12 protein-coding genes are annotated in these 13502 nt (G+C 34.9%); 10 read left to right on the forward strand and 2 right to left on the reverse strand.

The window, feature by feature from the left end; genetic code table 11:
• Nucleotide 1: 1 nt before the first annotated feature.
• From AC6IB1_RS06265 to AC6IB1_RS06300, 8 genes are all read left to right on the forward strand, one after another.
• A complete protein-coding gene (locus AC6IB1_RS06265; RefSeq protein ID WP_497568275.1) occupies nt 2-703 on the forward strand; it encodes an acylneuraminate cytidylyltransferase family protein in 702 nt (233 codons plus the stop codon).
• Entirely contained in the window at nt 696-1664 is a 969-nt protein-coding gene (locus AC6IB1_RS06270; RefSeq protein ID WP_497568276.1) for a Gfo/Idh/MocA family oxidoreductase, read from the forward strand. The genes AC6IB1_RS06265 and AC6IB1_RS06270 overlap by 8 nt, the downstream gene beginning before the upstream one ends.
• Before the next feature lie 15 nt (nt 1665-1679).
• Complete coding sequence (locus AC6IB1_RS06275; RefSeq protein WP_497568277.1) at nt 1680-2618, forward strand: Gfo/Idh/MocA family oxidoreductase; 939 nt, start codon at nt 1680-1682, stop codon at nt 2616-2618.
• Nucleotides 2615-4636, forward strand: a complete 2022-nt coding sequence (locus AC6IB1_RS06280; RefSeq protein ID WP_497568278.1) for a hypothetical protein — start codon at nt 2615-2617, stop codon at nt 4634-4636. The genes AC6IB1_RS06275 and AC6IB1_RS06280 overlap by 4 nt, the downstream gene beginning before the upstream one ends.
• Nucleotides 4620-6026, forward strand: coding sequence for a stealth family protein (locus AC6IB1_RS06285; RefSeq protein ID WP_497568279.1), 1407 nt, complete (start codon nt 4620-4622; stop codon nt 6024-6026). Before AC6IB1_RS06280 ends, AC6IB1_RS06285 begins: the two co-directional genes overlap by 17 nt.
• Complete coding sequence (locus AC6IB1_RS06290) at nt 6023-7252, forward strand: CDP-glycerol glycerophosphotransferase family protein (RefSeq protein ID WP_497568280.1); 1230 nt, start codon at nt 6023-6025, stop codon at nt 7250-7252. Before AC6IB1_RS06285 ends, AC6IB1_RS06290 begins: the two co-directional genes overlap by 4 nt.
• 177 nt (nt 7253-7429) lie before the next feature.
• Nucleotides 7430-8098: a hypothetical protein gene (locus AC6IB1_RS06295; RefSeq protein ID WP_497568281.1), complete on the forward strand. Its 669-nt coding sequence runs from the start codon at nt 7430-7432 to the stop codon at nt 8096-8098.
• 68 nt (nt 8099-8166) lie between these two features.
• The gene (locus AC6IB1_RS06300) at nt 8167-9315 is read left to right on the forward strand and encodes a CDP-glycerol glycerophosphotransferase family protein (RefSeq protein WP_497568282.1); all 1149 of its coding nucleotides are present in this window, start codon (nt 8167-8169) and stop codon (nt 9313-9315) included.
• 38 nt (nt 9316-9353) lie between these two features.
• Here the strand turns inward: AC6IB1_RS06300 and tagD are convergent, their stop codons facing one another.
• Both tagD and AC6IB1_RS06310 read right to left on the reverse strand, forming a co-directional pair.
• The gene (gene tagD / locus AC6IB1_RS06305) at nt 9354-9815 is read right to left on the reverse strand and encodes a glycerol-3-phosphate cytidylyltransferase (protein WP_497568283.1); all 462 of its coding nucleotides are present in this window, start codon (nt 9813-9815) and stop codon (nt 9354-9356) included.
• Nucleotides 9812-11767, reverse strand: coding sequence for a polysaccharide biosynthesis protein (locus tag AC6IB1_RS06310; protein ID WP_497568284.1), 1956 nt, complete (start codon nt 11765-11767; stop codon nt 9812-9814). The genes tagD and AC6IB1_RS06310 overlap by 4 nt, the downstream gene beginning before the upstream one ends.
• A 191-nt stretch (nt 11768-11958) precedes the next feature.
• On the opposite strand from AC6IB1_RS06310, the gene AC6IB1_RS06315 reads away from it, so the two are divergent.
• Together AC6IB1_RS06315 and AC6IB1_RS06320 are read left to right on the forward strand one after the other, a co-directional pair.
• Entirely contained in the window at nt 11959-12891 is a 933-nt protein-coding gene (locus AC6IB1_RS06315; RefSeq protein ID WP_497568285.1) for a UDP-glucose 4-epimerase family protein, read from the forward strand.
• Nucleotides 12892-12894: 3 nt separating this feature from the next.
• A complete protein-coding gene (locus AC6IB1_RS06320) occupies nt 12895-13452 on the forward strand; it encodes a sugar transferase (protein ID WP_497568286.1) in 558 nt (185 codons plus the stop codon).
• Nucleotides 13453-13502: the final 50 nt, after the last annotated feature.

Genomic DNA, 13502 nt, shown 5'->3' on the forward strand with positions numbered 1-13502 from the left:
CATGAGAATATTAGCAATTACTCCAGCTAGAGGTGGCAGTAAAAGGCTACCAGGTAAGAACATTAAGAACTTGAATGGTAAACCATTGATCCAATGGACGATTGATGCTGCATTAGTGGTAGAAGAAATCACCCATGTGATGGTTACTACCGATTGTAAGACTATAGCCGAGATCGCTAAACAATCGGGTGCAGATGTTCCGTTTATTCGTCCACCTGAACTTGCAACTGACACCAGCTCCAGCACTGACGTGATTCGACATGTGTTAGACTTTTATAAAATGCAAGGCGAAGATTTTGATTTTGTTCTGGTGCTTCAACCTACCTCGCCAGTTCGCAATGCCGACGATATCCGACGAGCTATTGCGTTACTTAAAATTAATGAAGCAGATGCCGTTGTGTCAGTATGCCCATGTGAACACTCACCGCTATGGGTGAATACGTTACCAGAAAATTGTTCGATGGAAGATTTTATTCGTCATGAAGTTAGTCAGTTGAGAAGTCAGGATCTGCCTAATTATTATAGAATTAATGGTGCTATCTACTTAACAAGAGTCAGCAGATTCTACCAAGAAAACTCGCTTTTTTTATCTTCAAACATATTTGCCTATGTAATGGATAATGAACGCTCGATCGATATCGACCATGAGTTGGACTTTCTGATTGCGGAAACTGTTTTAAAATATAGGGAACCTAATGCGTAAATTATTGATCATTGGAGCGGGACAACTAGGCAGTCGGCATTTGCAAGGTGCATTGGTTGCGCAAGAAAGTTTATACATTGTAGTCGTTGATCCAGCTCAAGAATCGCTAATCATCGCTGATGAGCGTTCAAAACAAGTTAAGTGGGGTAATAAAAATAGTCAAATACGATATAGCACAAATTTACCCGTATCTGAAAACTTTGATGTCTGTATTATTGCTACAGCCGCACAAGTAAGGGCCGACGTTACTAAAGCACTGTTGATCACTAATAACAACAGCGTTAAACATATTATTTTCGAAAAGGTGTTATTCCAGAAGGTTGAGCACTATTCAGAGATTCAAGCATTACTTCAAGAATGTAAAGCACAAGGCTGGGTTAACTGCCCACGTCGCATCTTCCCCACCTATCAAGAGCTCAAACATCACTTGGATACGAGTCAACCTATTCGGATGACAGTGACAGGCAATGCTTGGGGTATGGCTTGTAATAGTGTCCATTTCATCGATTTGTTCTCATATTTAGTAGACAGAGCTGATCTTGATGTGATTAAGGTTGCCTTCGATTCAGAGATTATTGAAAGTAAGCGTATCGGTTTTTATGAAATAATGGGTGAGATTGAATTTGCCATTGGCAACAACACACTGCGAATCGAAAGTGGTAAAGCGTTAATACCAAGCCTACAAGTTACCATTGAGAACGGTAATACACATCATATTATAAATGAAGTGCAAGGTACCTGGTTGTACAATAACGGTGCTGTTTCAACTCAGCATAGCTATACACCGCTTTTCCAAAGTCAACTGACTGGAGATAATATTTCTGAACTACTAGTATCGAATCAATGCCAATTGACTCCTTTCGCAGAATCATGTTCGTTACATACACCATTTATTAAGGTGGTATTAGAACACCTTTCAAAAACACTAAACGTTCATTTGAACGCTTGCCCAATTACTTAAAATTCTGGAGTAGGTATGATCTGGTTAATTGGATCAGGTTTGATGTCGGTTGACTATGCAAAAGTACTAGATGCACAAGATTGCACTTATCAGGTGATTGGCCGAGGTAGTGAATCTGCAAAAGCATTTACTGAAAAAACGGGAAAACCAGTTATTTGTGGTGGGTTGGCACAACATATCTCCATGAGCTCACAAATGGCAGATGCAGCAATCGTGAGTGTGGGGGTAGCCCAACTATATGAAACCACAAAACAGCTTATTAAAGCGGGGGTAAAAAAAATTCTGGTCGAAAAGCCAGGAGCTACCACCTTGGCAGAAATTGAAGAGTTGTGCCAACTAAGTACAAAGCATAGTGTGGCGGTTTATATCGCCTACAATCGCCGTTTTTACTCTTCAGTACAGGCAGCAAAAGAACTTATTCAAAGAGAGGGAGGAGTTACTTCTTTCCATTTCGAGTTCACTGAATGGTCTCACATCATCAAGCATTTGCAAAAACCTAGAGATGTATTGAATAAATGGTTTCTGGCTAATTCAACTCATGTGACAGATCTTGCTTTTTTCTTGGGAGGGAAGCCAAAAAATATATCCTGCTATATTTCAGGTGCGCTTGGATGGCATGAGAGTAGCTCTGTATTTTCTGGTGCAGGAGTATCCTCGACGGGGGCGTTATTTAGCTATAATGCTAATTGGGAGTCTGCAGGCAGATGGAGTTTAGAAGTATTAACAAAGAAAAATAAATACATCTTTCAACCTGTAGAATCTTTGAAAGTTCAAAAAAGAGGAGAGCTGTCTATTAGTGATGCCGAAGTGGATTATAAATTTGATATGGAATATAAACCAGGCTTATATCACCAAGTTAAAAGTTTTTTGGATAATGATGAAGATTCACTTTGTAGTTTATGTGAACAGGCCAAGTTAATGTCAATATATAATCAGATGGCTGGCTATAAATGAGAGTAATAAAAAAAATAAAAACCCAAATAATAGGCTCCATCTTCAATGAAAATTCTAACAGAAAGCAAGCTCAATTTTTCTTTATCATATTGGATTTACTAAGATTTCAAAGAATACTAGGTAAAATATTTCCTTTCTTTAATGCTAGTGAAAGAGTATTTTTGCATAAATATTTTGGTCTGTTTGAAAATGTATTGCCGTTTATATCTACATATAGAAATATCAGTGATGGAAATTCAACGTATATTAATAAAAACACACTAATGGTTGCATTTTCTTTACTTAGATGTGGGGAAGGAAAAAATTTTGAAAATTGGATAAATAAACACATATATAATATATGGTTATATGTTTGTGATAGTGATAATAAATTGTTAAGAGAGGGTTTTTTTTCTGCAAATATAGTGATTGATAAGATAATTGAATATGCTGATGAAAATAATATTTCTCTGGACATGATTAATAATGTACAAGTAAAAGTGAAAATAGCAGAACGAATTGGTGATTATGAATCAATTAAATTTTTTTATATTAATCATAAAATTCCGCCATCACTATTTTATCTAAAGAGTCTAGCTATTTCTCTTGATCCGAGAATTACTAGTGTTTATTCGGATACTCATATCACAGATGGAGACAGGATAAAATTTTTGCAATTTTTAGCTGCAAAAGTGGATTCTGGAACTATAGAAAAAAGTTATATCTTTAATTTTTCTATCTGGTTAATTAATAATAATAATTTCAACAATATTGTTAAGTCAGAAGCTATTGAAATTACATGCAAGAAATTTTTAATAGAACAGAATTATTATTCAGCATATATAATTGGATTATTTTTTACAAATAAATATCCACATAATGAAAGATTGAATTTCTCTCTGGCTGGTGCAGTATTCATGATGGCTGGAGAAAAAGAGGTAGTGAAACATCTACGACCTATACTACAGGAAAAAAGCCAAACAGACTATTTTTTATGGCGAATGACAACATTATTATCAACCTTGATTTCTCATGAAAGTTTAAAGATCCTGATAACAGGACAGATCAGAGAAAGAGTATGGAATTACTCAAAAGAAAAGGGGGTGGAATTTTTTTTTGAAATATTATTTGGTAATTCAAATGAAGGAATTCTAGGGGTTGATAAACGTTCTAAATATGGCTATACAGTTTTTCCTGATGTTGGTAATGATAAATCAGAAAATGATTTATTTTTTTGTTCAATAAAGAATATTAATTATGCATATATATTATCAAGTAGCTATGAATGTTATAAAGATTTGAGTGGTGTGATTTGCGATGAAAGATTTGTTAAGGTATTTGAGAATTCATTTCCAAGATTAAAATTTTACGGGGTAAAAAGACCGGAAGATTTACCAGAAAATCTTTCTAAATGGTATGGCAGTGATCTTAAAGATAACCTGATAAATTTATATAACAGATTTCATAGTCAGAAACTTTCATTACAAACAATAAAGAAAAATAGAAAAAAAGGTTGGCTTAAGCCTTGTAAGAATAACAATTTATTAAAAATTTCGGATACTAAAGATAGTATTAAAATAGGAATAAGTATAGGAACGGGTATCCAGACAGGACTCAGAGGATACAACAATTTACCATATAATACATTTAAAGAATTACTTATAAATACTAATTTAGATTTTTATAATTTGGACTATTTTGCTGATAAAAAATTGTTGAAGGAATTTGGAATAAAATCTCCAGATATCGATCTTAAAAATGATATGCTGTTATTTGGTAAATTAGTCTCTGAACTCGATCTAATTATATGCATACCAAATAATATTATGGATGCAGCTGCAGCATATGGTACTCCTGCATATGTATTTGATCCATTAAAAAGATTTAGTTATTGGGGGCAAGATCGTGGAAATAAATACTTCTTCTCTGATGGTGTAGAATTCGTTTCTGGTTCTGATCGTACTGAAGCCCTCGATAATTTAAAAATGAAAGTGGAAAAATTTATAAATCATACATATGATAATGAAAACTATAAATAAAATTGCCAAACATTTGCTTCGTGATAAATTCTTTGTATTTAGAAATATTATATTCAAAGTAGTAAACAGTATTATCAATCAAAAGTCAGGATATGTGCTAACTGACTTTTCCAATGTGGATAATTTAATTAATGAAGAGATTGATTTTATTTTATCCTTCAATAAAAAGATAGGAGTTAATAGGAGTAATATTATATTAAGCAGATTATCTCATTTCGAGATTTGTGAATTCTTGTTTTTTTTAAAAGAAAATGGCTTCTCAGTTTTTAATCAGAAAGGAAGTAAGCTATCAAAGTATCAGTTTATGAGTTGTGCTGAGGAATGTTATATTTCAAGAAGATATTATTCTACAAAAGGTTTTCTAATATATGATTATAGTGATATTAAAATTCATTTTAAATCTATATCTTATAAGAATAAAAGTGATATGTGTGAACCAGAGGTTGACATTGTATATACTTGGGTTGACGGAGAAGATAAATCTTGGAAAATAAAAAAGAATAATGTATTACTAGATAAGTTAGATGTACTGCCAACATCGAATATCGACAGTAGATATAAAAGCAGAGACGAACTTAAGTATTCAATACGTTCTATTTTCCTTTATGCACCTTGGGTTAGAAATATATATATAGTCACTGATGAACAGATTCCTTCTTGGTTTATCGAGTCAGAGAGGATTAAGATAATCGATCATAAGGAAATATTTCCTGACCTTAACGTACTACCAGTTTTTAATTCACATGCTATCGAAAGTTGTTTGCATAGGATCCCTGGATTATCTGATTTTTTTCTATATTTGAATGATGATGTTATGCTAACTAGACCTTGTGATAAAACTGATTTCTTCGATTTTAAAAATAAAAAAACAAAATTTTTTTTATCATCGACTACATTTGTTCCAGAAACTCTAACAAATACCTCGCTACCAGTTGATATTTCTGCATATAATAATCTTAAGCTTTTGCATGAAAATTACAATTATACAAGTAACAGAAAATTTCAACATACACCTATTGCATTGTCAAAATCTGTGCTGTTAAAACTTGAACTTGAGCATCCAGATGTTTTCAATACATGTAGAAAAAATAAAATAAGAAGCATCGATGATTATTCAATAGTTTCATCTCTCCATCATCATTACGGAATTATACTAAAAAGAAGTATTGAATCAAAAATTAGATATGACTACATAAATCTTGCTGATAAAAGTGCCAAGCATAAGTTATTATACTTGTTACTTTGTGGATACAAACGGCGACCTAAAGTTATTTGCATAAATGATGTGGATGAAAGGTTTAACCAATCTGATGACATAGATATATTCCTAGAGAAAATTCTCTCCAATATGTATCCTTATGCTAGTGAGTGCGAGAGACTGCTAGCATGATAACAATTATAAAACGTATAATGAGATGGGTTAGGATTGATTACCAAGTCAAATGGTTAACTATTTATGCGAGGATGACTTTATTTTGGCTGAAATATCGAGATGTAACTGTAGAGAAATCAATAGTATTTGAATCATTCAAAGGGATAAAAATTTCTGATAGTCCCTTAGCGATTTTCAATATCATAAAATATATGTCTGAATTTGAAGATTATATTTTTTATTGGGTTGTCGATGAACCAAAAAGGGAAACCAATCTGTTAACTCATCCCAGGGTTAAATATATAAGAAGAGGAACTACAAGTTATGTTCTAGCATACGCAAGATCCAGATTTTGGATATCTAACTGCGTTATCCCTTTATATTTTAAAAAAAAGATGAATCAAACATACATTCAATGCTGGCATGGAACACCACTTAAGAAAATTGGTCTTGATGTTGAATATGATAAAAATGCATTACACTCAAAGCGTTTTCTAGATTTTGCTTTTAAGCTCGATTCGAGTCGATATGATTACATTGTATCTCCATCTAGTTATACATCTGAAAAATTTAAATCTGCATTTTCTCTTACCGAAAAAACAAAGATCATTGAATCGGGATATCCAAGAAACGATGAACTTTTTCTACACCGAAATGACAATATTTATAAACTTGAGATAAAGAAAAAGCTAGATCTTGTTGGAGTTAAAAAAATTATTTTATTTTGTCCTACATTTAGAGATGAACATTATCGTTCAAAGGAGAAAAGTATTTGGTATGACAGTCTTTTAAAATTATCAAAAGCAGTTGGTGAAGACTCTGTGGTTCTTTTTCGATCTCATTATTATGATTCATCTACGATCCCAAAAATTAAAAATTTAATTGATGTATCTAGACTTGATTCAGTTAACGAACTTTTTTTAGTTTCGGATTGTTTGATATCTGACTACTCTAGTGTTATTTTTGATTATGCTATTCTAGATAAACCTATTTATATCTTTTCAAAAGATTATGATTTTTATAAAAATTCTACGAGAGGAATGTACTTTGATCTTTCAGAAGTATATGGTTTTAAGGTTTATAATAATGAAAATACATTAGCCACAGCAATTTTTGAGGAATTGCATCAAGAATGTAGTATTAAGTTAAAGAGAGATTTTTGTAGGAATGAAGATGGAGATGCTGCCAATCGAGTGATTAGGAAAGTCATATCGGTTGAAAAAGAAAGAGGAAGTTTAGTTTGAATAATAAGTTTTTTTTAAAATTTGGAAACGAAAGTGATTTTTAAATTTTCCAAAATAGCTAAAAATACAATATTAAGATATTTTAAAATTGCTAGCTTATCAAACTTATATCGTAAAAAAATCGGCATGAGTATTTATAGAATGTCGATGCTCCGCATAGCAAGTAGGATTTCAAACATGTTGATGATGTTTATTCCTATCAAGATATTTATACTAATCTCAACTGATAGTGTTATTTTTTCAAGCTTATATGATAAAGATAAATTGGAGTATGATTTATCTCTGATCATTCTTTTTTCTATTTTAATTTTAGTTTTTTTGGTGAGTGTGGGTAGTCAATATTATTTACCAAGAGCCACTTCATCACAAATGAAAAAATTACGTGGAATTGCTGAAAAAAAACATAATGATAGCGTTTATTCAAGGTTGTTTATATCAAAAAACTATATACCGATGGTAAACTTTATTTCTGATTTAGTTATAATATTAATTTCTTTTTTGATTTATGCATTTTGTTCTATAGAATTCACATTATTACAAATGGTGTTCATTATATCACTATACATGCTTTATGATTATGTTTTATTTACAAATAATAGATTGAATATTTTATCTAGATTATCCATGACTTCAACTGAGTTTGTGGCATTTTCTTCTAACTCAATACTTTTAGTTAGCTTTTTATTAGTTTTTACTGTCTATTCATATGGCTATATGGACGTTAACTCTGGTGTTTTGATCTTAATGGTAACCAGAATGCTTTCCGGTTCTTTGAGAGGGTATGCATATAGTACTATTAAGATTGATTCTAATTTGAGAAATTTAAATACGTCAAGTAATTCATAATTTTTTCTATAACCAATTTCTCTGATATTAGTTTTTTTCCTGAAACTTTTAGTGAACATATACTTTATATGAATAATAAAAAATATATATTCCTTCGACTAAGCATTCTTCTTAAAGGAATTCTTCCTTCTCTACTTTCTTTCTTTATTTATCGAAAGCGCTTTCGTGTGATATTTAACTCTGAATTCAACACAGAATTCAATCATAATTCTAAATGGCTGTTTCTTTATTTCTTGGAAGAATGTAAAAGCTATGAGGTGAAATTTGTTATAAATGATGCCACTCGAAGACAAAAGTTGATTGAATGTTATGGACCATATTTTATTTCTAATACGAAATTTCATGACATTATTTATATACTTTCATCTTATACTTGGTTTACATCCTCATTAGAAACCCCAATCGGTGGTTTTTTCCATTCTTTTAGGCGGAAGGTTTTTCATCTTGGTCACGGTATTCCCATAAAATCTATTGGACTACAGGAAAGAAATCTAAGTATTACAAAAGTGATTTATTATTCGTTAATTAGATCAAACTTTAGTTATTTTGTTTCAACTTCCCCAGTTTTTGATAAGGTATGGGAATCGTTTATTGATGTTCCTGAAAGAAAAGTAATACGTGGTGGTCAGCCTAGAAATGATTGCCTTTTTCTTAATGATACACACGGATATAATTGTGATAACAGCGTTATGAATATTCTTTATGCTCCTACATGGCGGCCTTATTCAGAAACAAAGCTATTTCCTTTTTCTGATTTCTCAGCTATCGAACTTGATGATTTTTTGGACGAAGCAAATGCTTTTATTTATTTGCGGTTACACCCGAATTTTGAAGAGAATATACCATCTAACTTATTAGGTCTTAAAAATGTTCGTATTTTGAAAAAATCACAATTGAGTGATATTAATGAATTTTTAAGTGGAGTTGATCTTTTAATTACTGACTATTCTAGTATTTATGCAGACTTTCTATTGTTAAATAAGCCAATCATGTTTCTACCTTATGATTATGATATTTATGAAAGATTAGTTGGATTCTCAGTCGAATATAAATTGGTTACCCCAGGCCCTAAACCAAAATCATTTAAAGATTTTAAAGTGGAAGCAAAAAAATTGCTGTCAGATATCGATTACTACAGTGAAGAGAGAATACGTATATGTAACCTCTTTAATGTCATACAAAAAGAGCATTCCAAGAGTATATTGAAATTTCTCTGAGTGACTTAACTTATAATTCAATCTTACTTGCTGTATAACTATGGCTTTATACATCTAAAAACATCGGCTAAGTCATGAATCGACTTTTCTAATTCCAAAATTTTTTCGTTATCATACATTGATATTTTTTGTTTAATTTCTGTAGAGGAGATATCATCAGTTCTAGGTAAGTATATAACTTCACAATATTGTTTTAGTTTGTCAAACTTTCCTTCCCAGTCACATCCCATTGCAAATATGTCAGCATTATAAGTTGTAATATCAGCTAGTTTCTGTTCCCAACAATGTTCTGGAAATACCTCGTCAACATACCTACAAGCAGCAACTATTTCTGCTCTTTCTTTGTAGGAAAAAAAAGACTTTTTACCCTTTGACTCATTGAATTTATCGCTAGATACGCCAACAACTAGTCTGTCACCTAGACACTTCAAGCGTTTTAGGAGTCTGATGTGGCCAACATGAAAGAGATCAAAAGTTCCATAGGTGATAACAGTTTTCACAATAGATTACGCCTTTTACTTGCAGAGTATTCGCTTCGCTTTTTAGATAACTGAATAAGCTTAGAGTCATCAACTGTAGGGGCAAAGCTTAGAGGAGCTTCCTTTAGTAATCTAATCATACTATCGTCGTCGTATTTGTCACTGAGCTTTTGAATATATTCTAGAAGCCGTTGCATTTCTCCCCAACTAAGCTTGTCTTCACAGGCTGTCATTATTTGAGGATGAATCGTTCCTTCTACATTGTCACCCACTAAGAGTTCTTCAAACAATTTCTCACCGGGTCTTAACCCTGTAAATACAATCTCTATTTCGTCTTCTGAATTGCATTCTTTTCCATCATTTGTGTCCATCACTACTTCTTTCATGCCCATCAAATGGATCATTTTCCTTGCCAAATCCAGTATTTTGACAGGCTCTCCCATATCTAATACGAAAACTTGCCCATTCTTTCGCATGGATCCGGCTTGAATAACTAACTCAGCAGCTTCCGGTATCATCATAAAATAGCGAGTAATATCCGGGTGTGTAACGGTTACAGGGCCGCCTTTTCGAATCTGATCGCGAAATAGGGGGACAACTGAACCAGAACTGTCGAGAACATTACCAAACCGTACCATTGAGAAGCACGTTGTATCCTGTCTATCTGAGAGTGATTGCAATACCAATTCCGCCAGTCTTTTACTGGCCCCCATAACATTTGTAGGCCTCACTGCTTTGTCGGTAGAAATAAGCACGAAGTCTTGAACACCACTTTCAATTGCGGCTTCAGCGCAAAACCATGTTCCCAACACATTGTTACGTACGCCTTCAATGATATTGGTTTCGACAAGTGGTACATGCTTGAATGCTGCCGCATGGTATATTGTTTTGACTTTATGTTGTTCCGTCACCAATTGAACAAGCGTTTTGTCTTGTACTGATCCTAAAATACTTATAATTGTTGTATTGAGGCTCAGGGTCAGCTTGGTTTGTTTCAACTCCCTCTCAATCTTATATAAGTTGTACTCGTTGAGTTCAAAAAGAACCAATCTATCGGGTTGTTGCTTTATGATTTGTCTACATAGTTCAGAACCGATAGAACCTCCCGCGCCAGTAACCATCACCGAACGATTCTTAATACATCTCGCCAGCAATGAGTCGATTGGCTGAACGGGCTTTCTACCAAGCAACTCAGCTACATCTAAATCTCTCAGTTCTGAAATCTTGGCTTTACCACTTGCCAGATCATCTAAAGAAGGTACGGATTGAACCTCTAAAGGTAATGCAGTCAGTTTTTCAACCAGTTTGATCCTATCGGCTTTGTCGATATTGTTGATGGCCAGTAAAATCTTCACGGGTTGGTAATGCGTCAGTAATTTATCAAAGTCACCAAATTTGTGGACTTTGAGTCCCAGCAGTATTGTTCCGCGCTTACCTGAGTCATCATCGAGAAAGGCTACTGGGTGATATTCATTACCTTGCTGCAAGGCATAAGCTAAATCTCGCCCAGTAGCACCCGCACCATAAATGAGCACATTGGGCTTTTTTCTTTTCCACTGATGATAGTAAAAAGCGCGCAGTAAAATTCTTGGGCCACCAAGAGCCAGAATTGCCAGTCCGGCGTAAATAGCAGGTACACTTCTCGGTACAAATGCCTGGAATAAAAAGCCAAATACAGGCACAGCTAATGATGAAACCAACACCCCCAAGAAAATATTAGCCAACGCCGGTACAGTGATGTATCTCAGAACAGCTCTGTACATCCCTAACTTAACAAATACGGCAAGCGTGACAAATACCGTACACGCAAAGGTTGTGTATTGTTCCAGTGACAGGTCTAGTATTGGTTTATCTAATCGCAGGGCATAAGCAGCATAAAGAGAGAGCCATATCGCTAGAAAGTCATATGCGATACTGAGTCCGCGTTTTTTGTAGCGAGGTGTAGACAAAAACATTTTGACTGGTTTGAGCATTTACTCGAGCCCTTTTGACGTTACATTTTGCTTAGACTCGTCCTAAGAAGTAGAAAGCGAGCTGGAATGATGTCATCAGTATGACATGTAATATGGTCCTAGTGTGGAAGTAGCCAGTAGCAATGCGTTGACTTTTATTGCTTAAGTGTAGGTACAATATCGCCAAGGTGAAATAGTGTTGTGAGTAAAATGTGAGATTATTAGTTACTGGTGGTCAAGGTTTTGTCTCCAGTCAATTTATTAAATTACTTCAAAGAGAAGGGATAGAATACATCAGGCATGTAAGAGCGTTTGGGGTAAAGGATGATTTTGTCGCTGATTTAACCCAAAACGTTGATTGGTTGAACGCTTTAGGTGGGATCGACGTAGTTGTTCACTGCGCCGCCCTTGTTCATCAGCCAGACATAAGCCACACCGATACTTACCATGCCGTTAACGTGGAAGGCACACTCTCATTAGCACAACAAGCAGCCAATGCCGGTGTAAAGCGTTTTGTTTTTCTCAGCTCTATTAAGGTTAATGGAGAGAAAACGGAAGCTGGCTGCCCTTTTACAGAAAAGGTCACTCAGCCTCCATCCGATCTTTATGGCAAATCGAAGTATCTCGCCGAGCAAGGCCTGAAAGAAATCGCGAAGAATACAGGAATGGAAGTAGTGATTATTCGTCCGCCATTGGTCTATGGACCGGGTGTAAAAGCGAATTTTCGTGCAATGATGTCATGGGTAAAAAAAGGGATCCCCTTGCCATTTGGTGTCACCGGTAATGCGCGGAGTTTGGTGTACATTCACAACCTTACCGACTTTATCTTGCTATGCTGTACGTCACCCAAAGCTGCGAACCAAATATTTTTGGTGTCAGATGGTGTAGATGTGTCTACATCCAAGCTATTGAAGGCACTGAGTGACGCGATGGGTAAAAAAAGCCGGTTGTTACCTGTACCTAAACGTGTCATGACAAGCTTGCTTTCGTTGGCAGGAAAAAACGCGATCGCCCACAGGTTATATGGCAATCTGCAAGTGGATATCGAACATGCCAGAAGCACGCTAGATTGGCAACCACCCTTTTCCTTTGAGCAAGGTATTCAAGAAACCGTGGACGACTTCATGAAAAATGGTGAGGGGTAATTGATGTTCAGAGCGATAGATTTGACGGTTTCCTTGATTGGCTTTTTGCTTCTGTTACCAATACTTTTCCTCATAATCATTTTGGGCTATTTCGACACGGGCTCTCCCATTTTTTGTCAAACGCGTGTAGGCAAAAATCAACAGCCGTTTATGCTGTTCAAGTTTCGGACCATGGCGCTTGATACGGAATCGGTGGCGACACATCTCGCCAGCGCTTCCTCGGTGACGAAGCTTGGCCACTTTCTTCGTAAGACAAAACTGGATGAATTGCCTCAGCTTATCAACGTCCTGAAAGGGGAGATGAGCTTGGTGGGGCCTCGCCCCTGTTTGTTTAATCAACAGGAGCTGATTGCAGAGCGGGAGAGCCGCGGGGTCTTTAAGGTGTTGCCAGGCATTACAGGTCTGGCTCAGGTGAATAATATTGATATGTCGGCACCTAAACGCCTCGCAGAATGGGACCAGAAGATGATTCAGTGTCTTACATTGAAGCGCTATTTTACTTACATTGTTCAAACCATCACTGGGAGTGGTGCCGGTGATAGAGTCAAAAAGCAGCCATAATGGCTAATGCTGTATCCCCTTGCTGCTACTTTCTTATCGTATCTTGGTGA

This window comes from Grimontia sp. THUN1695 (assembly GCF_059704325.2).

Coding starts and splice junctions, on each gene's coding strand:
- AC6IB1_RS06275 (WP_497568277.1), top strand. CDS start 1,680: ATGATCTGGTTAATTGGATCAGGTTTGATGTCGGTTGACTATGCAAAA.
- AC6IB1_RS06320 (WP_497568286.1), top strand. CDS start 12,895: ATGTTCAGAGCGATAGATTTGACGGTTTCCTTGATTGGCTTTTTGCTT.
- AC6IB1_RS06310 (WP_497568284.1), bottom strand. CDS start 11,767: ATGCTCAAACCAGTCAAAATGTTTTTGTCTACACCTCGCTACAAAAAA.
- AC6IB1_RS06265 (WP_497568275.1), top strand. CDS start 2: ATGAGAATATTAGCAATTACTCCAGCTAGAGGTGGCAGTAAAAGGCTA.
- AC6IB1_RS06280 (WP_497568278.1), top strand. CDS start 2,615: ATGAGAGTAATAAAAAAAATAAAAACCCAAATAATAGGCTCCATCTTC.
- AC6IB1_RS06300 (WP_497568282.1), top strand. CDS start 8,167: ATGAATAATAAAAAATATATATTCCTTCGACTAAGCATTCTTCTTAAA.
- AC6IB1_RS06270 (WP_497568276.1), top strand. CDS start 696: ATGCGTAAATTATTGATCATTGGAGCGGGACAACTAGGCAGTCGGCAT.
- AC6IB1_RS06295 (WP_497568281.1), top strand. CDS start 7,430: ATGTTGATGATGTTTATTCCTATCAAGATATTTATACTAATCTCAACT.
- AC6IB1_RS06285 (WP_497568279.1), top strand. CDS start 4,620: ATGAAAACTATAAATAAAATTGCCAAACATTTGCTTCGTGATAAATTC.
- AC6IB1_RS06290 (WP_497568280.1), top strand. CDS start 6,023: ATGATAACAATTATAAAACGTATAATGAGATGGGTTAGGATTGATTAC.